Source organism: Pseudomonas sp. SDO52101_S400 (genome assembly GCF_054071635.1).
In genome coordinates this window covers 1-20,032 of the sequence record NZ_JBSVWF010000010.1, presented here as the reverse complement: position 1 = coordinate 20,032, position 20,032 = coordinate 1, and the positions used below count along the sequence as shown (strand labels likewise).

The window sequence follows — 20,032 nt, the reverse complement described above, 5'->3', positions numbered from 1 at the left end:
AGATCACAGCCTTCGGCCGCTACAGCATGACCTTCACTATTCGCCTCGCCCGGCCCGCCGACGCGGCCACCCTCCCCGCCATCGAACGCTCGGCCGCCGAGCTGTTCCGCCTCGACCCGACACTGGCCTGGCTGGCCGACGCCGACGTAGCGGATGCAGCGCTGCATTTGCAGGCCATCGAGCACGCAAATGTATGGGTTGCAGAAAACTCCGACGGACAACTTGCAGGTTTTTTAAGAGCCGTTGAAATCGACAACCAGTTGCACGTTGAGGAACTGTCCGTCAGCCAACACTTTCAGGGCCGGGGCATCGGTCGCAAGTTACTGTTGGGCGTGATTGAACACGCGCGACAGCGGCAACTTGAGGCGATCACACTGACCACTTTTCGCGACCTGCCGTGGAATGCGCCGTTTTATCAACGAATGGGTTTTACCCTGTTGAGCGCTCACGAAACCGCTGCCTATCTGGTCGAGTTCCTGAACAGTGAAATTGCCCACGGATTACCCGGTGAACGCCGTTGCGCAATGCGGCTGACGCTGCGCTGAGTTATAGCGGTGCCTTCAGATCAACGCCCAACGCCTGAGCGAACGCCTTCACCAACGGACTGCGCACGGTGTTGTGACGCAGGATCAGATTGAACGGCGTGGCGATGTTGATTCGCTCCGGCAACACCGCACGAAACTGCCCCGCCGCCACCAGCGTGGCCGCGTAATGCCGGGGCAGGAAGCCTACGAAGCGCCCGGTCTTGATCAGCAGCGCCACGGCTTCGACCTGGGTCGCCGAGGCGGAAAAGCTGTCGTAGCGGGCAAAATTCAGTTTGTCGCGATGGATCGCGTAGCGGTGGTTGATGCACTCGTAATCCTGCAGCACGTTGCTGCTCATCTGTGACTCGGGCATGTCGAACAACGGATGGCCGACAGCGCAGTAAACTTCCGAACGTTCTTCATATAACGGGTAATAATCGAACTCTTCGCGCTTTTGATAGACCGGCACAATTCCCGCCACCAGGCGCCCCTCTACTACGCCTCTTTCTACCTCATCCAGCTGAGTGGCCTGAAGTTGAAACCTTACTTTCGGCGACTCTTCATTTATTCTTTTAAGCGCCGCAACTAACGGTGAATTAAGGTCGCTGATCGTATTGTCGATAACGCCCACACCAAGATCACCGATAAGTTCGTTCTGCGCTGAACTAAGCCGATCCCGAAAGTTGTCGACCGACGCGAAAAGATCAATCGACGCCTGATACACCAGACGTCCTTCTTCGGTCAGGTGAAACCCCTCGCGCCCCCGGGTACACAGGCGCATGCCGATGCGGATTTCCAGGTCGGAGATCTGCTTGCTGATGGCCGCAAGGCCCACGTTCAGCTCGTTTTGCGCGGCGCTGAAGCCTCCCGCCTCGACCACGGCCTTGAACACCTTGAGCAGTTTGAAATCCAGTCCGCTGAGGGCCAGTGGCGCTCGGTGAGCCGTTTTCAGCGGCGGGTTTCCGGAATTGGAAAGTGGGGTTTCCATAATGCTGATTTACCTCTGGCGCAATGTTCAACAATCTGTGTCCAACAACAAAAACATCGCCGGCTAATAATAATGATCACAGAAAACAAGCCTTGGCAACCGCCAAAAAATTCCGAACATCAGTGCCAATTCACTGATCGCCAAACATTAAAAGCTGACACTTCGATCAGCTCTTGTCTCTTTGCAACTGCCCTCTTGAAAACTGCTTTGGCCTGATTCCGTCTGCTGATTGTTCGGCGCGTTTTTTCAAGGCCATGCACACCGATTTCAGTTCGCGTTACCGACGAGGAAAACAACAAATGTCTCAAACCACCGACCGTCTCTGGGGTGCCCGTTTCAAAAGCGGCCCTTCCGCAGCCCTGGCGGCCCTGTCCCGTTGCCCCGAGCGCTATTTCCGCCTGACGCCGTACGATCTGGCCGGCTCCAAGGCCCATGCCGGGGAACTGCAACGTGCCGGCCTGCTGGACGAGCAGGAAACCCGCACGATGATCGAAGCCCTGGACGGCATCGGTGCCGATTTCGCTGCCGGGCGCATCGCCCCGACGCTGGACGACGAAGACGTTCACACCTTCATCGAGCGCCTGCTGACCGAGCGCCTCGGCGCACTGGGCGGCAAGCTGCGTGCCGGCCGTTCGCGCAACGACCAGACCGCCAACGATCTGCGCCTGTTCCTGCGTGATCACGTCCGCACCCTGGCGGTGGAAGTGCTGGCCCTGCAAACGGCACTGGTGGATCAGGCCGAGCAGCACGTCGAAAGCATCTGCCCGGGCTTCACCCACTTGCAGCAGGCACAGCCGATCGTGTTTGCCCATCACTTGCTGGCCCACGCGCAATCGATGCTGCGTGACGTGCAACGGCTGGTGGACTGGGACGCGCGCACTTCGCTGTCGCCCCTCGGTGCCGCGGCCATGGCCGGCTCCGCGATTGCTCGCCAGCCGCAGCAGTCAGCCAAGGAAATGGGCTACGCCGGGGTCTGCGAAAACTCCATCGACGCTGTGGCCAGCCGCGATCACGTTGCCGAATTCCTGTTCATCGCCAGCATGCTCGGGATCAACATCTCGCGGCTGGCCGAGGAGTTCTGCCTGTGGTCGTCGCGCCAGTTCCGCTGGGTCGATCTGGACGACGCCTACGCCACCGGCAGTTCGATCATGCCGCAGAAGAAAAACCCCGACATCGCCGAACTGGCCCGGGGCAAGGCTGGCCGCCTGATCGGCAACCTGACCGGCCTGCTCTCGACGCTCAAATCCCTGCCACTGTCGTACAACCGCGACTTGAGCGAAGACAAGAACGGCGTGCTCGACAGCGTCGACACCCTGTTGCTGGTGCTGCCGGCGATGGCCGGAATGGTCGCGACCATGACCGTCAACGTCGAAGAATTGCGACGTCAGGCGCCACTGGGTTTCACCCTCGCCACCGAAGTCGCCGACTGGCTGGCGGTGCGCGGCGTGCCGTTCAAGGAAGCCCACGAAATCACCGGAGCACTGGTGCAGGCCTGCGAAAAACACAGCCTCGAATTGTGGGAAGCCTCACCGGCGCTGCTGGCCGAGATCGACCCGCGCCTCACGGCAGACGTGCGTGACAGCCTGACCCTGGAAGCCGCCATCGCTGCCCGCAGCGGCTGGGGCGGCACCGCACCGCAACAGGTGCGCGAGCAGATCGGCCGTTTGAAAACCGCCCTCGCCGCGCAGCAGCAGTGGACCGAAAACTACCAGGGCTTCCGCCTCTAACGGCCAATACGCAAACCCTGTAGGAGCGAGCCTGCTCGCGATGGCGATGGGTCAGCCAGCAGAGATGTCGAGAGTGCTACCGCAATCGCGAGCAGGCTCGCTCCCACAGTGGAATGCGGTGGATTTGAAAGTACAGTTCGGAGAAACACCATGAGCCAGACTCAGGCAGAACGACTCCAGGCGGAGCGCAAACTGGCGGAAAACCAGTTCGATATCACCCAGTACCAGCATGTGCCACGGCGCTATTACGGGCGGATCTTCTTCGCCACGCTGATTGTGATCGCGATCATCGGTCTGGTGCGGGCCTTCGCCGAAGGCAAGATCGAATGGTCGTACATCGGCCAGTTCCTCACCTCCGAAGCGATCATGTGGGGCCTGTTCAACACGATCATCATGGCCGTGCTGGCCATGGCACTGGGCATCGTGTTCGGGGTGATCACCGCGATCATGCGCATGTCGGCCAACCCGATCCTGCGTTACGTGGCGCTGACCTACACCTGGCTGTTTCGCGGTACGCCGCTGATTCTGCAACTGCTGTTGTGGTTCAACCTGGCACTGATCTTCCCCACCATCGGCATACCCGGTCTGTTCCAGCTCGACACCGTAAGCCTGATGACACCCTTCGTGGCCGCCCTGCTCGGTTTGAGCATCAATCAGGGCGCCTACACCGCTGAAGTGGTGCGTGCCGGTCTGCTGTCGGTGGACACCGGCCAGTACGAAGCGGCCAAGTCGATCGGCATGCCACGCCTGCAAGCGCTGCGCCGGATCATCCTGCCCCAGGCCATGCGCATCATCATTCCGCCGGTCGGCAACGAATTCATCGGCATGGTGAAAATGACCTCGCTGGCGAGCGTGATCCAGTACTCGGAACTGCTCTACAACGCCCAGAACATTTACTACGCCAACGCCCGGGTCATGGAGCTGCTGATCGTCGCCGGTATCTGGTACCTGGCCACCGTCACCGTCCTGTCCTTTGGTCAAAGCCGTCTGGAGCGTCGTTTCGCTCGCGGCGCCGGCAAGCGTTCTTGAGGAATCCGTCATGAGAAACATCGTCAAGGCCGTGAGCCTGAACAAATATTACGACCAGTACCACGCGCTCAAGGACATCAACATTGAGGTCGAGCAAGGCGAAGTACTGTGCATCATCGGCCCGTCCGGCTCGGGCAAGAGCACCCTGCTGCGTTGCGTCAACCAGCTGGAAAAGATCGACAAGGGCGGCCTGTGGGTCGATGGCGAACTGGTGGGCTACCGCGTCGTCGGGCACAAACTGCACGAACTCAACGAATCGCAGATCGCCCGCCAGCGCCTGGCCACCGGCATGGTGTTCCAGCGTTTCAACCTGTTCCCGCACATGACTGTGCTGCAAAACATCATCGAGGGCCCGTGCCAGGTGCTCAAGCGTTCGCCCAAGGAGGCGCACGAAGAAGCCCTGGAACTGCTGGCCCGGGTCGGCCTGGCCGACAAACGCGACAGCTACCCGATCGAACTGTCGGGCGGTCAGCAGCAACGGGTGGCGATTGCCCGCGCCCTGGCCATGCGACCGAAGCTGATGCTGTTCGATGAACCCACTTCGGCACTCGACCCGGAACTGGTCGGTGAGGTGCTGTCGGTGATGCGCGATCTGGCGCAGACCGGCATGACCATGATCGTCGTCACCCATGAACTGGGCTTCGCCCGGGAAGTTTCCAACCGCATGGTGTTCATGGACGGCGGACAGATCGTGGAGGCTGGAAGCCCCGAAGAAATACTAATAAGTCCGCAAAACCCGCGCACCCAAAGCTTCATTTCTGCCGTTCGAACCTGAGGCCCTTTTGGCCTTCACAACACTCATAAGAGAACGTCCATGAAGAATTTCGTTATCCCAGCAGTACTCGCAGGCCTGATGGCTTCCAGCGTCAGCTTCGCCGCCGAATTGCCGGCCGGCATCAAGGAAAAAGGCGAGATCGTCGTCGCGATCATGCCCAACTATCCGCCGATGGATTTCAAGGACCCGGCCACCAACACGCTCACCGGTCTGGACTACGACCTGGGCAACGCCTTGGCCGAGCGCCTCGAGGTGAAGATCAAGTGGCAGGAAACCGGCTTCGAGCAAATGATCAACGCCCTGACCACAGACCGCGTGGACATGGTCCTGTCGGGCATGACCGACACCGCCGAGCGTCAGGCCAGCGTGACCTTCGTCGACTACTTCACCAGCGGCCCGCAGTTCTACACCTTGCAGAAGAACACCGCGACCAACGAAATCACCGACCTGTGCGGCAAGAAAGTCGGCACTAGCCGCCGCACCACGTTCCCGGCTGAAATCGCCGCATGGAGCAAGGAACACTGTGAAGCCGCAGGCAAACCTGCGATCAACGTGATCGGCACCGAAGGCTCGGCCGACGCCCGCGCCCAACTGCGCCAGAGCCGCATCGACGCGGCAATGCAGGGCAGCGAAACCCTGTCGTACCTCAAGACCCAGGAAAAGGACATGTACAAAACGGTCGGCCAGCCGATCTCCGTACAGTTCACCGGGTTGGGTGTGAGCAAGAAGAAGCCTGAGCTGAGTGAAGCGGTGAAGGTGGCGCTGCAGAGCATGGTGGATGACGGGAGTTATGGCGCGATTTTGAAGAAGTGGGATCTGGAGCTGGGTGCGATCAAGGACGTGACCATTAACGCGGGCAAGTAACGTTCAAGATCGCTCCCCCTCATCGGAACGCCGCCCGCCCATCCCTCTCCCCCAGGGGGGCGAGGGGGAAAGGGAGCCGATTTGTGTGCTGTTCAAAATCTAAGTTCGACTTGTTTTTTTTGAGCCTGAGTTCGACTCGACTTTTCAGGTCGATGTAACCCTCCAGAACACCTCAATCGGCTCCCTCTCCCTCCGGGAGAGGGCTGGGGTGAGGGAAAGCTTGTCAATACCATCGGAGCGCCACACCCATGTCCGCCCCTCAACAACCCACCTGGCCCGACCAGCACAAAGCCTGTCTCGCTCTGGCCTTCGACCTCGACGGCCCGACCGGCGATGCCATGCTCAACGGTTCGATCTGGCACAAACCGGAATACTTCGGTTTCGGCGGCTACGGCCCCTACCGCGCACTGCCGCGCCTGCTGGATCTGCTCGACGCCTTCAAGATCCCGACCACCTTCTTCGTCCCCGCCTGGGTCGTGGAAAACTGGCCGAAACAGTGCCAGGCCATCGTCGAGCGCGGCCATGAAGTCGCCTACCACGGCTACAAACACGAATCCTTCTACGCCCTGACGCTGGACCAGCAGCAGGCCGTGATGAACAAATCCCGCGATATTTTCTGGCAATACCTGCACATCCGCGCCGAGGGTTTCCGCACCCCGTCCGGCGACTGGCGCGCCGAGACGCCGGCGATGCTGGCCGACAACGGCGTCATTTATTCAAGCAGCATGCGCGGCGATGATCGCCCGTATTTGGTCAACGTTCCCGGCCACGACACGCCGTTGGTGGAGATCCCCGGGCGCTGGGAAATGGACGACTACGCCTCCCTCGCCTACACCCGCGCACCGAACTTCCCGTCCGGGCTCGACCGCACCGCCAGCTACGAACTGACCCTCGACAACTGGCAACGCGAGTACGACGGCGCGATGGACGAGGGTCTGTGCCTGACCACCCTGTTCCACCCGAAAATCACCGGCAAACCGGGGCGCATCCTGTTGCTGGAGAAACTCTTCGAACACATGCGCCAGCGCGATGACGTGTGGTTCGCCACTTGCCGCGACGTCGCCCGCTGGTGGCTGAAGGAGCATCACCATGGCTGACTCCAGCAAACTCTGGCCCGCCGGCAAACGCTGCGCGGTGGTGCTGACCGTCGATTACAACGACATCCACGGCATTCTCACTCAGGCCCCGGAAGTCGCCGGGCGTGACAAGACGCTGTCGGTGTGGCGCTACGGCACGCAACGGGGCGTCGACCGTTTGCTCGGTCTGTTCAGGGAACTCGGGGTGCGCAGCAGTTGGTTCGTGCCCGGCATCGTCGCCGAGGAAAATCCGCAGCACATCGCCGCGATTCAGGCTGACGGGCATGAGATCGCCTGCGCCGGCTACCGCCATCAGGATTACGACACGCTGGATCTGGCGGCACAAAGCGCGGAAGTCGCCAAGGGTTGTGCAGCGCTGAAAGCGTTGACCGGCGTGCGTCCAGGCGGCTTCCGGATTCCTGCCGGTAACGGTGCCCCGGGGTTCATCGAAGCCTTGAAAGATCACGGCATTCACTGGTCTTCATCATGGCGTGGCGATGATCTGCCGTTCTTGCACCCGACCGCGCCCGAAGTGGTCGAGTTGCCGCTGCATTACGAACTTGAAGACGAACCCTACTTCGCCTTCAACCTGAGCCCGGCCGTGCCGCCGGCGCAATCGCGGATCGCCTCCTACAGCCACACCCTGGGCAACCTGCAAATGGACTTCGCCGGGTTCCACCGTTTCGGCCTGTGCTACGTGCTGCGCCTGCACCCGGAAATCATCGCCACGCCGGGGCGCATCGGCGTGCTGCGTGAGTTGCTGCAAAACATTCAACAGCATGACGACGTGTGGATCGCCACCGGTGCCGAAGTCGCGCAATGGTGGGCGCAATCGGCGGCGCCGGTCGCGCAGGATCATCCGGCCTCAGTGTATGAACGCCATTATCGGGACTACCTCGTATGACTGAACGCATGCAGCGGCTGGCGCAGTTTTGCGTCGAAACCCGGTTTGAAGACTTGCCCCCGGCGTTAGTGGCACAGGCCCAACGGCACATTCTGGACACCTTCGGTGCAGCACTGGCCGGTGCCGACAGCGCGGTAGCGCTACAGGCGCGGCAGGTGTTCGGCGCCGAACCGGGAACTGCATTGGTCTGGGGTTCGTCCCTGCGCGTCAGTGCGGGGCACGCGGCATTGCTCAACGGCATCGCCGCCCATGCGCTGGAACTGGACGACACCGGCGGTTGTGACCATTCCGGCGCGGTGGTGCTGCCAGCGGTGATGGCGGCGCTGTCACTGGTGGATCGGCCGGTGGACGGTCGCGAGTTCATCACCGCCGTGGTGATCGGTTACGAAATCGGCCGGCGAGTGCTGGAAGCCTGTGGCAGTTATTCGGCGCACAACGGCGCCGGTTGGCATTCCACCGCCACCTGCGGCGTGTTCGGCGCGGCGGCGGCCTGTGCGCGGATCTTTGCCCTGGATACCGGGCAAATCGTGTCGGCGCTGGGCATCGCCGGCAGTTTCAGCGGCGGATTGTGGGCGTTCATCCATGACGGCTCGCAAAGCAAAAAACTGCATAGCGGTCGTGCGGCCGAGGGCGGTTTGCTCGCAGCGCGTTTTGCTCGCGAAGGCGTCAGTGGGCCGTCGGTATTGTTCGATGATGTGTGGGGTGGGTTTCTCAAGACCCTGGCGCCGGGCAGCGCGCAACCGGATGCACTGGATGCCGACCTGGGACAGGTCTGGAAACTCGCGCGCTGTTCGATCAAGCCCTATGCCGCGTGTCGTGGCACCCATTCGGCGATTGATGCGCTCGGGCTGTTGCTGGAGCAATTGCAGGTCAGCGCGGATCAGGTTGAAGACGTGCAGGTGAATCTGTGCGGGTTCCTGCTCGACATGTGCGGCGGCCGCGACATTCGCAGTCTGGCCGCTGCGCAGATGAGCCTGCCCTACGCCCTCGCCGCGCGACTGGTGCACAACCATTGCCGGCTCGAGGCTTACGATGAACAGCCGCGCAACGATCCGCGCATTGCGCATTGGCTGACGCGCATTCGCCTTGAAGTGGATGAGCGTCTGTCGGAGGATGGCGAGCCGGTAGTCGTTGTCCGAACCCGCGACGGGCGCGAGGCGAGCCTGTGTGTCGAGGTGCCGCTGGGGGCGCCGGGCAATCCGCTGAGCGAGGCGGCGCTGGAGGAGAAATTTTTCAGTCTGGCGTTGCGGGTCATTTCACCGGTCAAGGCCGAGCCATTATTGGCGCAGTTGCGGCAACTGCAAACGCTGGCTTCCGTGCGCGATCTCGAGCACCTGTTAACCGAATAAGGACATTTGATTTTCCGTGGCCACCTACTCGCTCGTTATCCGCCGCCTGATGATCGTTTCGCTGACCATCGTTGTCAGCCGCGCCATCACCAGTCCTTTGCTCACCCTGTTTTTGAGCAAAAAGCTCGGCCTCAACCAACAGGACGTCGGGTTGTTACTGGGCATCGCGGTGTTCATCGCCACCCTGCTTGCGCTGTACGGCGGCTACATCATCGACCGGCTGGAAAAGCGTCGGTTGCTGATCCTCGCCATGCTTTCCAGCTCTATCGGTTTCGTGTTGCTGACGTTCGCCAAAGACCTGTACCTGACGACCGCCACCCTGGTCATCACCGAAACCGCTTCGGCACTGTTCCTGATCGGCTCCAAGGCGATCCTCAGCGAAAATCTGCCCATGGGGCAGCGGGCCAGGGCGTTTTCCCTGCGCTACACGCTGACCAACATCGGCTACGCCACCGGACCGATGCTCGGTGTGGTGATCGCCGGGGTGTACCCGATTGCGCCGTTCCTGATTGCCGCTGGCATCGCCTTCGGCAGCATCTTCCTGATGATCGGGATTCCCAAGGACACCAGCCCGGTCGCCGCCATCGGCCAACCGCAAAGCTTCCTGAAAACCCTGATCACCCTGAAAAACGACCGCACACTGATCATGTTCACCTGCGGTTGCCTGCTCAGCACTGTGGTTCACGGCCGATTTACTCTGTACCTGTCGCAATACCTGCTGGTGGTCGACGACTCGCAACGCGCCCTGCAAACCATGGCCGCCCTGCTCGCCTGCAACGCCATCGCGGTGATCCTGTTGCAATACCAGATCGGTCGCTTCCTCAACCGGGAAAAACTGCGCTACTGGATTGCCGCCGGCACCAGTCTGTTCATCCTCGGCCTGATCGGTTTCAGCCTCGCCGACAGTCTGGTGAGCTGGTGCATCGCGATGTTCATCTTCACCCTCGGCGAGATGATCATTTATCCGTCGGAGTTTCTGTTCGTCGACACCCTGGCCCCGGAAGAACTGCGCGGCAGCTACTACGGCGCGCAGAACCTCGCGGCGTTGGGCGGCGCGTTGAGCCCGGTGATCTGCGGCTTCCTGTTGATGCACACGCCGGCGCTGACCATGTTCTACGCCCTCAGCGCACTGACCGCGATGGGCGGGTTCCTTTGCTTCATGAGCGGACGACGAGTGGCTTTACTTCATAAATAATGCATTGAAGATGCATTTATATGAATTTGTCAGCATCGATATTGCTTGGCACACTGTGCGCGTTCCTCCCCCAATAGTTGGAACACTTAGAAGGACTTTCCGGATTGACGGACAAGTCCTTTTTTTTGCCTTCAGTTTTCCCAAGAGGATCGCGCCTTCATGCTCGCTCGCTGGTTGCCCGCCGCCATCAACACCCGCCCCACCGAATGGAGCCGCGCCGCCATCGGCATGGCACTGGGCACGTTGTTCAGCGTATGGGCGTGCAGTCAGGTATTCGGCATTGAAGTGGCTTACCACTTGATCGGCCCGCTGGGCGCCTCGGCGGTGTTGCTGTTCGCTGTGTCCTCCGGCGCCCTCGCCCAGCCGTGGTCGATCATCGGCGGCTACCTGTGCGCCGGCGTCGTCGCGTTGCTGGTGGCCCACGTCCTCGGCCGAACCCTCGGCAGCGCCTGCCTCGCTGCGGGCATGGCGCTGATCCTGATGTGCTGGCTGCGCTGCCTGCACCCGCCGGCCGGCGCGGTGGCGTTGACGATGGTGCTGGCCGACCCGACGACCATCGCCATGGACTGGAAAGCTTTGGAGCCGGTGATGCTCAGCGCCGCCTGCCTGCTGCTCGCCGCCCTGGCCTACAACAACCTGACCCGCATTCGCTACCCCAAACGCCCCGCCGAACCTGCGCCTGCCGTGGCACCCGTAGACACTCAGGCCATTACTGCCGAGGATCTGAAACGGGCGCTGGCGGACATGGAGGCGTTTATCGATGTCACGCCGGAGGATCTTGAACAGTTGATTCATGCCAGTGAATTGCATGCCAAGCGGCGGAGCATTGGCCAGGTGTTCCGCTGAGTCCAGAGTCTGTCCCTGTAACCATTGTCGATTGAAAAGAAGCCACGATCCCGTGCATTTTGCCTAAGGTAAAAATGCAGATACCCCATGCACATATCCCCGTTGTACACGGCAAATTTGCACTGTTACGATCCGCTAACGCCCGCGCGCGGGCTTCTCGAATAAAGACAATAAAAGCAGGGAGTTAGTGATGACTGCTCAGGCTTCATCCCCGCGGACTTCGTCCATGGATGCCACGCAAAACGAAGTGCTGGCCGAGGTTTGCAATCACATCGGTCACCTGACCCTCAACCGCCCCGCCGGCCTCAATGCCCTGACCCTCGACATGGTTCGCCAGCTCCAGCAACACCTGGATGCCTGGGCCGCCGATGCCGATATCCACGCCGTCGTGCTGCGCGGTGCCGGCGAGAAGGCCTTCTGTGCCGGTGGCGACATTCGCTCCCTGTACGACAGCCATAAAAGCGGCGACACGCTGCACGAAGACTTCTTCGTCGAGGAATACGCCCTCGACCTGACAATTCACCACTACCGCAAACCGGTGCTGGCGCTGATGGACGGGTTTGTTCTCGGCGGCGGCATGGGCCTGGTGCAAGGTGCCGATCTGCGGGTGGTCACCGAGAAGAGCCGTCTGGCTATGCCGGAAGTGGCGATCGGGTATTTCCCGGATGTCGGCGGCAGTTATTTCCTGCCGCGCATTCCCGGCGAACTGGGGATTTATCTGGGCGTCAGCGGCGTGCAGATCCGTGCGGCGGATGCGCTGTATTGCGGCCTCGCCGACTGGTATCTGGACAGCAGCAAACTCGGCATTCTCGATGAGCAACTCGATCAGTTGCAATGGCACGACACCCCGCTGAAAGACCTGCAAAACCTGCTGGCCCGCCACGCGGTGCAAACCCTGCCGGACGCTCCGCTGGAAGCCTTGCGCCCGGCCATCGACCATTTCTTTGCGTTGCCTGACGTGCCGAGCATCGTCGAGCAATTGCGCGCGGTGACCGTCGCCGACAGCCACGAATGGGCAACCACGACCGCCGATTTGCTGGAAACCCGCTCTCCGCTGGCCATGGGCGTGACCCTGGAGATGCTGCGTCGCGGCCGGCACCTGAGCCTGGAACACTGCTTCGCCCTCGAACTGCATCTGGATCGCCAGTGGTTCGAACGCGGCGACCTGATCGAAGGCGTGCGCGCCTTGCTGATCGACAAAGACAAATCGCCACGCTGGAACCCGCCCACCTTGCAGGCGCTGCACGCCGAACAGGTCGCGAGTTTCTTCCACGGTTTCGCTGAGAGCGGGAGCTGAGCCATGCACGATCTCGAATTGACTGAAGACCAGGTAATGATCCGCGACATGGCCCGGGACTTTGCCCGTGGCGAAATCGCCCCCCACGCCCAAGCCTGGGAAAAGGCTGGCTGGATCGATGACGGTCTGGTGGCGAAGATGGGCGAACTCGGCCTGCTGGGCATGGTGGTGCCGGAAGAATGGGGCGGCACTTACGTCGACTACGTGGCCTATGCGCTGGCGGTGGAAGAGATTTCCGCCGGCGACGGCGCCACCGGCGCTTTCATGAGCATCCACAACTCGGTGGGCTGCGGGCCGGTGCTCAACTACGGCAGCGAAGAACAGAAACAGACCTGGCTGGCGGATCTGGCCAGCGGCGCGGTGATCGGCTGCTTCTGCCTGACCGAACCCCAGGCCGGCTCCGAAGCACACAACCTGCGCACCCGCGCCGAACTGCGCGACGGGCAATGGGTGATCAACGGCGCCAAGCAATTTGTCAGCAACGGCAAGCGGGCGAAACTGGCGATCGTGTTTGCGGTGACTGATCCGGATCTGGGCAAGCGCGGTATCTCGGCGTTCCTGGTGCCGACCGATACCCCGGGCTTCATCGTCGACCGTACCGAACACAAGATGGGCATCCGTGCTTCCGACACCTGCGCGGTGACGCTGAACAATTGCAGTATTCCCGAGGCGAATCTGCTGGGTGAACGCGGCAAAGGCCTGGCCATTGCCCTGTCCAACCTGGAAGGCGGACGCATCGGCATTGCCGCGCAGGCATTGGGCATCGCCCGTGCGGCGTTCGAAGCGGCGCTGGGTTATGCCCGTGACCGGGTGCAGTTCGGCAAGGCCATCGTCGAGCACCAGAGCATCGCCAACCTGCTGGCGGACATGCAGATGCAGATCAACGCGGCGCGCTTGATGATCCTGCATGCGGCGCGGCTGCGTACCGCGGGCAAACCGTGTCTGTCGGAGGCTTCACAGGCCAAGCTGTTTGCTTCGGAAATGGCTGAAAAGGTCTGTTCGTCAGCGATTCAGATTCATGGCGGGTATGGGTATCTGGAGGATTACCCGGTGGAGAAGTACTACCGGGATGCGCGGATTACCCAGATTTATGAGGGGTCGAGCGAGATACAGCGGATGGTGATTGCTCGGGAGTTGAAGAACTATCAGTTGTAACTGTGTTGGCCCCTTTCCCCTCACCCCAGCCCTCTCCCGGAGGGAGAGGGAGCCGACCGAAGTGTCTCAGGCTTTACATCGACCTGAAAGATCGAGTCGATTATGGATTCACAAGCGATCTTTCAAGTCGGCGTATCTCCTCAATATCCCCCAATCAGTCCCCTCTCCCTCAGGGAGTGGGTTAGGGTGAGGGAGCTGGCGTCATACATCGACCTGAAAGATCGAGTCGATTATGGATAGCGGACTACATGTTTTTTACAGCCTGAGTTCGACTCGGTAGTTCAGGTCGGCGTAACTCCCGAATACAACCCGGTCAGTCCCCTCTCCCTCCGGGAGAGGGTTAGGGTGAGGGGGCTCTTGAGGGCGCAGCGTTATTTACCCTGGAACTCGGCAGGCCGCTTGGCCACAAACGCCGCCATCCCTTCCTTCTGATCCTGCGTCGCAAACGCCGCATGGAACACCCGGCGCTCGAAACGCACGCCTTCGGTCAGGTTCACTTCGAACGCGCGATTCACGCTTTCCTTGACCATCATCGCAATCGGCAGGGACTTGCTGGCAATCACCGCCGCGACTTTCAGCGCTTCATCCAGCAACTCGTCGCTCGGCACGATCCGCGCAACGATGCCGCAACGCTCGGCTTCCACCGCGTCGATCAAACGTCCGCTCAGGCACATTTCCATTGCCTTGGCCTTGCCCACGGCGCGGGTCAGGCGCTGGGTGCCGCCCATGCCCGGCAGCACGCCGAGGTTGATTTCCGGCTGGCCGAATTTGGCATTGTCACCGGCCAGGATGAAATCGCACATCAGCGCCAGTTCACAGCCGCCACCCAGGGCAAAACCGTTGACCGCGGCGATGATCGGCTTGCGGCGGTTGGCCACGCGGTCGCTGTCGCTGAACAGGTCGTCCATGTAGATCTGCGGATAGGTCAGATCGGCCATTTCCTTGATGTCGGCGCCGGCGGCGAAGGCTTTCTTCGAACCGGTGATGACGATGCAGCCAATGTTCGCATCGGCCTCCAGGCCATCAAGGGCGCGGTTCACTTCGCTGACCAGTTGTGCGTTCAGGGCATTGAGCGCCTGCGGGCGGTTCAGGGTGATGACGCCGACACGGCCATGGGTTTCCAGCAAAATCGTTTCGTAACTCATGTACAGATTCCTTCTCAAAGATTGCGCGAAATGACCATGCGCTGAATGTCGCTGGTGCCTTCGTAGATCTGGCAGACCCGCACGTCGCGGTAGATGCGCTCCAGCGGGAAGTCGTTGAGGTAACCGTAACCGCCGAGGGTTTGCAAGGCCATGGAGCAGACCTTCTCGGCCATTTCCGAAGCGAACAGTTTGGCCATCGACGCCTCGACCAGCGCCGGCTGACCGCTGTCGCGCAGAGCGGCGGCGTAATGCACCATCTGCCGCGCCACGGCGATCTGGGTGGCCATGTCCGCCAAGCGGAACGCCACAGCCTGATGTTCGATGATCGGCTTGCCGAAGGTATCGCGTTCACGGGCGTAATCGCGTGCGGCTTCGAACGCTGCGCGAGCCATGCCCACCGATTGCGAAGCGATGCCGACACGGCCGCCTTCGAGGTTGGCCAGGGCGATCTTGTAGCCCTCGCCCTCCTCGCCCAGCCGGTTGGCCACCGGCACTTTCACGTCTTCGAACAGAATCTGGCAGGTGTCCGAGGCGTGCTGGCCGAGCTTGTCTTCGACCCGGGCGACTTTGTAGCCCGGCGAATCGGTCGGCACGATGAACGCCGTGATACCGCGCTTGCCGGCGCTCGGGTCGGTGACCGCAAACACGATCACGATTCCGGCGTTCTGCCCGGAGGTGATGAACTGTTTGCAGCCGTTGAGCACGTAGTGATCGCCTTCCAGTCGTGCGCGGGTTTTCAGGCTGCTGGCGTCGGAGCCGGCCTGGGGTTCGGTCAACGCGAAAGCACCCAGCATCTCGCCGCTGGCCAGCGGTTTGAGGAAGCGTTCGCGCTGGTCGTCGTTGCCGAATTTGAGGATCGGCACGCAACCCACCGAGTTGTGCACGCTCAAGATCGTCGAGCAGGCGCCGTCGCCGGCGGCGATTTCCTCCAGGGCCATGGCGTAGGCCAGGTAACCGGTTTCGCAACCGCCCCACTGCTCCGGCACCAGCATGCCGAAGAAGCCCAGTTCGGCCATTTCGCCGATGGCTTCTTTCGGGAAGCGGTGCTCGCGATCCCACTCGGCGGCGAACGGTTTGAGCCGTTCCTCGGCAAACTGCCGGGCCATGTCGCGGATTTGTTGTTGGTCGTCATTGGGAATCATGGCAAATCCTTAAAATCCGGTGACAACACAAAACCCTGTGGGAGCTGGCTTGCCAGCGATGGGGCCGTGTCAGTGAACATATTGACTGTCTGACCCAACGCCATCGCGGGCAAGCCCGCTTCCACAAGGTCCATTGTCAACGTTAGTAAACGCACTCGACAGCCATCGCCGTGGCTTCGCCGCCGCCGATGCAGATCGCCGCGACGCCGCGTTTCAGGCCTTTCTGGCGCAGGGCCGAGAGCAAGGTCACGAGAATCCGCGCGCCGGAGGCACCGATCGGGTGACCGAGGGCGCAGGCGCCGCCGTGGATGTTGAGCTTGTCGTGAGGGATTTCCAGGTGGGTCATCGCCGCCATGCCGACCACGGCAAAGGCTTCGTTGACTTCGAACAGATCAACCTGATCCAGCGACCAGCCGGTTTTCTTCATCAGTTTCTTGATCGCGCCAATCGGCGCCACCGGGAACAGGCCTGGGGTGTCGGCGAATGCTGCGTGGCCGTGTATCACCGCCAGCGGTTTCAGACCTTGTTTCTGAGCTTGCGACTGACGCATCAGCACCAGCGCGGCGGCGCCGTCGGAGATCGAGCTGGAGTTGGCCGCCGTCACGGTGCCGCCCTCGCGGAACGCAGGCTTCAGCGAAGCGATCTTGTCCAGTTTGGCTTTCGGTGGTTGTTCGTCGTTGCTGATGACCACTTGTTCCTTGCCGACGGTCACGGTCAACGGAACGATCTCGGCCTTGAAGCTGCCGTCCTTGATTGCCTGCTGGGCGCGGGTGGTCGAGGCGATGGCAAAGGCGTCCTGAGCCTCGCGGCTGAAGTCGTTGGTTTCCGCGCAATCCTCAGCGAAGGTGCCCATCAGGCGGCCCTTGTCGTAGGCGTCTTCGAGGCCGTCGAGGAACATCGAGTCCAGCACCCGGCCGTGGCCCATGCGATAACCGGCGCGGGCGCGGTCCAGCAGGTACGGCGCATTGGACATGCTTTCCATGCCGCCGGCGATGACCACATCGGCGCTGCCGGCCAACAGCATGTCGTGGGCCAGAATGGTGGTTTCCATGCCCGAGCCGCACATCTTGTTGACGGTGGTGCAGCGGGTGGATTTATCCAGCCCGGCGCCCAGCGCAGCCTGACGCGCAGGCGCCTGGCCGAGGCCGGCCGGCAGCACGCAGCCGAACAACACTTCATCGACCGCATCGGCGGCCACACCGGCGCGTTCAACCGCAGCCTTGATTGCAGCTGCGCCGAGTTGCGGCGCGGTCAGGCTTTTCAGTTCGCCCTGAAAACCGCCCATCGGGGTGCGGACGGCGCTGACGATGACAATCGGATCGTTGGAGATGGTCATGAGAAATCCTCCTTATTTGGCGGCCATGCGCAAGGCACCGTCGAGACGGATCACCTCGCCGTTGAGCATGCTGTTTTCAATGATATGCCGCACCAGCGCGGCGTACTCGGCAGGTTTGCCCAGGCGCGGCGGGAACGGTACGCCGGCGGCCAGCGAGTCGCGCACTTCCGGGGTCATGCCGGCCATCATCGGGGTTTCGAAAATGCCCGGGGCGATGGTCATCACGCGGATGCCGAAACGCGCCAGTTCACGGGCGGCAGGCAAGGTCAGGCTGGCGATGGCGCCTTTGGACGCGGAATACGCAGCCTGACCGATCTGGCCGTCGAACGCGGCGACCGACGCGGTGTTGATGATCACGCCACGCTCGCCATCGGCGTTGGCTTCGCTTTCGGCAATCGCCGCTGCCGCCAGACGCAGCATGTTGAAGCTGCCGATCAGGTTGACGTTGATCACCTGGGCAAAGCTCGACAAGGCGTGCGGGCCATTCTTGCCGAGGATCTTCTCGCCGCGAACGATGCCGGCGCAGTTCACCAGTCCGTTGAGGCTGCCGAAGGCTTTTACCGTGGCCTGCACAGCGGCTTCGGCAGCGGCTTCGTTGCTGATATCGGCCACGACACTTTGCGCGCCGAGGCGCTGAGCCTGGGCGGCGACGGCGTCGGCGTTCATGTCCACCAGCATCACTTTGGCGCCGGCGGCAACCAACAGCTCAGCGGTGGCTGCACCCAGCCCGGACGCGCCGCCGGTGACGATAAAAACCTTGTTCTCGATCTGCATGACTGTTTCCTTGGATTCAAGCTGAAACGTTGTGCGCCGCAGCCTCTTGAGCCTTGGCGATTTCCTGGTTGCGCAAGATAAAGCGCTGCAATTTGCCGCTCGGGGTTTTCGGCAACTCGCTGACAAATTCGATTTCGCGGGGGTACGAATGCGCGGCCAGGCGCTTGCGCACGTGCTGGCGCAACTCTTCGGCCAGCGCCGGTTCGGCGCGGTATTGCGGGTTGAGCACGACGAAGGCTTTCACCAGTTCGGTGCGTTCGGGATCGGGTTTACCCACCACTGCTGCTTCGACCACCGCCGGGTGTTCGATCAGCGCGCTTTCCACGTCGAACGGGCCGACCCGGTAGCCGGAAGTGGTGATCACGTCATCGCTGCGGCCAACGAAGCTGATGCTGCCGTCCGGGTTCCACTCGACGGTGTCGCCGCTCAGGTAGTAATCGCCGACGAAGGCCTTGGTCGGCGCGCCTTCGTAACCGGCGAACCAGCACATCGGCGACTGTGTGCGGTCGATGGCGAGGATGCCGGGCTGGCCGACGCCGAGTTCGTTGTTCTGCTCGTCGAGCACCACGATGCGATGGCCCGGCGAGGCAAAACCGGCAGCGCCGAGATGGATCGGGTGTTCGAGGCCGTGGTGGTTGCACAGCACCATGCCCAGTTCGGTCTGGCCGTAGTGGTCGTGAATGACCACGCCGAGGTTGTCGGCAAACCAGCGAATCACTTCCGGGTTCAACGGCTCGCCGGCGCTGCTGACGATCCGCAGCTTGCCCTTGATCGATTTGGCGAACTCATCGCCGCCGGCAATCAGCAGTCGATACGCCGTGGGCGAACCGGTGAGGTTGGTGATGCCGTACTTGTTGATGACCCGACAGGTGCTTTCGAGGGTAAACGGGCCATCGTAGAACGTGATCGGATGACCCATCGACAACGGGCCGGTCACGCCGAAATAGATGCCATAGGCCCAGCCCGGATCGGCGACGTTCCAGAACGCATCTTCCGGGCGCAGGTCCACGGCGTCACGGGTGTAGCTCTGGAACGCCACGACTGCCTTGAGCGGTACCGACAGCGCTTTCGACGGGCCGGTGGTGCCCGAGGTGAACATCAGCAGGAACGGGTCTTCACCAGTCAGCATCACCGGTTCGCAGACAGCGGAATGATTGGGCAGCTCGGCCCAGAAACTGAAATCGCCACGGACAATGCCCTGGCCTTTCGGACCGCCGACGGTGACCAGCGTCGGGCAGTCGGCGACTTCGCTGAGTTTCGGCCGGTTGACTGCATCGGTGACCACGACTTTGGCACCGGAGCTGTTCAAGCGATGTTCGAGGGCTTTCGGGCCGAACGCGGTGAACAGCGGTTGATACACAGCGCCGATGCGCCAGGTGGCGAACACGGTGATCAGCAATTCGATATTGCGTGGCAGCAGGCCGGCGACCTTGTCGCCCTTCTGCACGCCCTGGGCGAGAAGGAAATTGGCGAAACGCGCGGCTTTGTCCTGCAGATCGCTGAAAGTGTACGTCGCACTGGCGCCGTCGCGACCTTCCCAGAACAGCGCGATACGCCCCGGCAAGGCGTGACGGTCACAACATTCGACGCAGGCGTTGAGCGCCTCGAGCGAGCCGCTGAGCGCGGCGTCCACGGTGTGCTGATAATCAAACTGCTGTGTGGCAGACAAGTAATCGCGCATTGCCAGAATCCCTCTGTGTTTTTATTAGGTTGGGGAACCGTAAACAACAGAGGAATACTCGCGCCGCACGCCGGCTGCGGCAATGGTCAAAGCCCTCAAAGTGGATGACTGGTTTGGCCAAGGTTCAAAGGGTGTGTTGCCTTGACTGGCCCTATCGCCAGCAGGCTGGCTCCCACAGGAGAGCGCGTTTCAAACGTGGGAGCCAGCCTGCTGGCGATGGGGCCG

General features: G+C 61.6%; 18 protein-coding genes. 12 read left to right on the top strand and 6 right to left on the bottom strand.

The annotated features are described in order from the left end of the window. Window positions 1-26 precede the first annotated feature (26 nt). Window positions 27-545 carry a GNAT family N-acetyltransferase gene (locus tag ACW9HX_RS07210; RefSeq protein WP_457380122.1) on the top strand — a complete coding sequence of 173 codons (519 nt, stop codon included), beginning with the start codon at window positions 27-29 and terminating at the stop codon, window positions 543-545. Window position 546: 1 nt separating this feature from the next. Here ACW9HX_RS07210 and ACW9HX_RS07205 read toward each other — a convergent pair whose 3' ends face one another. Next, window positions 547-1,512, bottom strand: coding sequence for a LysR family transcriptional regulator (locus tag ACW9HX_RS07205; RefSeq protein ID WP_457380045.1), 966 nt, complete (start codon window positions 1,510-1,512; stop codon window positions 547-549). A 299-nt stretch (window positions 1,513-1,811) separates the two neighbouring features. Between ACW9HX_RS07205 and argH the strand changes: the two genes are divergently transcribed. The 11 genes from argH (at window position 1,812) to ACW9HX_RS07150 (ending at window position 13,729) form a co-directional block, all read left to right on the top strand. Then, window positions 1,812-3,239 carry an argininosuccinate lyase gene (gene argH / locus ACW9HX_RS07200; protein ID WP_457380044.1) on the top strand — a complete coding sequence of 476 codons (1,428 nt, stop codon included), beginning with the start codon at window positions 1,812-1,814 and terminating at the stop codon, window positions 3,237-3,239. A 150-nt stretch (window positions 3,240-3,389) separates the two neighbouring features. After that, window positions 3,390-4,268, top strand: coding sequence for an amino acid ABC transporter permease (locus ACW9HX_RS07195; RefSeq protein ID WP_457380043.1), 879 nt, complete (start codon window positions 3,390-3,392; stop codon window positions 4,266-4,268). A 10-nt stretch (window positions 4,269-4,278) separates the two neighbouring features. Further along, window positions 4,279-5,043 (top strand): amino acid ABC transporter ATP-binding protein, encoded by a 765-nt coding sequence (locus tag ACW9HX_RS07190; RefSeq protein WP_457380042.1) that lies wholly within the window; start codon window positions 4,279-4,281, stop codon window positions 5,041-5,043. A gap of 39 nt (window positions 5,044-5,082) precedes the next feature. After that, on the top strand, window positions 5,083-5,907 hold the full coding sequence (locus tag ACW9HX_RS07185) for an ABC transporter substrate-binding protein (RefSeq protein WP_457380041.1): 825 nt from the start codon (window positions 5,083-5,085) through the stop codon (window positions 5,905-5,907). Window positions 5,908-6,155: 248 nt separating this feature from the next. Further along, on the top strand, window positions 6,156-7,004 hold the full coding sequence (locus ACW9HX_RS07180; RefSeq protein WP_457380040.1) for a polysaccharide deacetylase family protein: 849 nt from the start codon (window positions 6,156-6,158) through the stop codon (window positions 7,002-7,004). Then, window positions 6,997-7,887 carry a polysaccharide deacetylase family protein gene (locus ACW9HX_RS07175; protein WP_457380039.1) on the top strand — a complete coding sequence of 297 codons (891 nt, stop codon included), beginning with the start codon at window positions 6,997-6,999 and terminating at the stop codon, window positions 7,885-7,887. Before ACW9HX_RS07180 ends, ACW9HX_RS07175 begins: the two co-directional genes overlap by 8 nt. Continuing rightward, window positions 7,884-9,236, top strand: coding sequence for an MmgE/PrpD family protein (locus ACW9HX_RS07170; RefSeq protein WP_457380038.1), 1,353 nt, complete (start codon window positions 7,884-7,886; stop codon window positions 9,234-9,236). Before ACW9HX_RS07175 ends, ACW9HX_RS07170 begins: the two co-directional genes overlap by 4 nt. 16 nt (window positions 9,237-9,252) lie before the next feature. Then, window positions 9,253-10,431, top strand: a complete 1,179-nt coding sequence (locus tag ACW9HX_RS07165; protein ID WP_457380037.1) for an MFS transporter — start codon at window positions 9,253-9,255, stop codon at window positions 10,429-10,431. Window positions 10,432-10,590: 159 nt separating this feature from the next. Next, window positions 10,591-11,277, top strand: a complete 687-nt coding sequence (locus ACW9HX_RS07160) for an HPP family protein (protein ID WP_457380036.1) — start codon at window positions 10,591-10,593, stop codon at window positions 11,275-11,277. Window positions 11,278-11,467: 190 nt separating this feature from the next. Next, window positions 11,468-12,574 (top strand): enoyl-CoA hydratase/isomerase family protein, encoded by a 1,107-nt coding sequence (locus tag ACW9HX_RS07155; RefSeq protein WP_457380035.1) that lies wholly within the window; start codon window positions 11,468-11,470, stop codon window positions 12,572-12,574. Between the two features lie 3 nt (window positions 12,575-12,577). Further along, window positions 12,578-13,729 (top strand): acyl-CoA dehydrogenase family protein, encoded by a 1,152-nt coding sequence (locus ACW9HX_RS07150; protein ID WP_039768643.1) that lies wholly within the window; start codon window positions 12,578-12,580, stop codon window positions 13,727-13,729. Window positions 13,730-14,100: 371 nt separating this feature from the next. Here ACW9HX_RS07150 and ACW9HX_RS07145 read toward each other — a convergent pair whose 3' ends face one another. The 5 genes from ACW9HX_RS07145 to ACW9HX_RS07125 form a co-directional block, all read right to left on the bottom strand. Continuing rightward, a complete protein-coding gene (locus tag ACW9HX_RS07145; RefSeq protein WP_457380034.1) occupies window positions 14,101-14,874 on the bottom strand; it encodes an enoyl-CoA hydratase in 774 nt (257 codons plus the stop codon). A 14-nt stretch (window positions 14,875-14,888) separates the two neighbouring features. Continuing rightward, the gene (locus ACW9HX_RS07140) at window positions 14,889-16,016 is read right to left on the bottom strand and encodes an acyl-CoA dehydrogenase (protein WP_457380033.1); all 1,128 of its coding nucleotides are present in this window, start codon (window positions 16,014-16,016) and stop codon (window positions 14,889-14,891) included. Window positions 16,017-16,158: 142 nt separating this feature from the next. After that, window positions 16,159-17,352: an acetyl-CoA C-acyltransferase gene (locus ACW9HX_RS07135; protein WP_323151986.1), complete on the bottom strand. Its 1,194-nt coding sequence runs from the start codon at window positions 17,350-17,352 to the stop codon at window positions 16,159-16,161. A gap of 12 nt (window positions 17,353-17,364) precedes the next feature. Then, a complete protein-coding gene (locus tag ACW9HX_RS07130; protein WP_457380032.1) occupies window positions 17,365-18,126 on the bottom strand; it encodes an SDR family NAD(P)-dependent oxidoreductase in 762 nt (253 codons plus the stop codon). A gap of 16 nt (window positions 18,127-18,142) precedes the next feature. After that, a complete protein-coding gene (locus tag ACW9HX_RS07125; RefSeq protein ID WP_457380031.1) occupies window positions 18,143-19,807 on the bottom strand; it encodes an AMP-binding protein in 1,665 nt (554 codons plus the stop codon). Window positions 19,808-20,032: the final 225 nt, after the last annotated feature.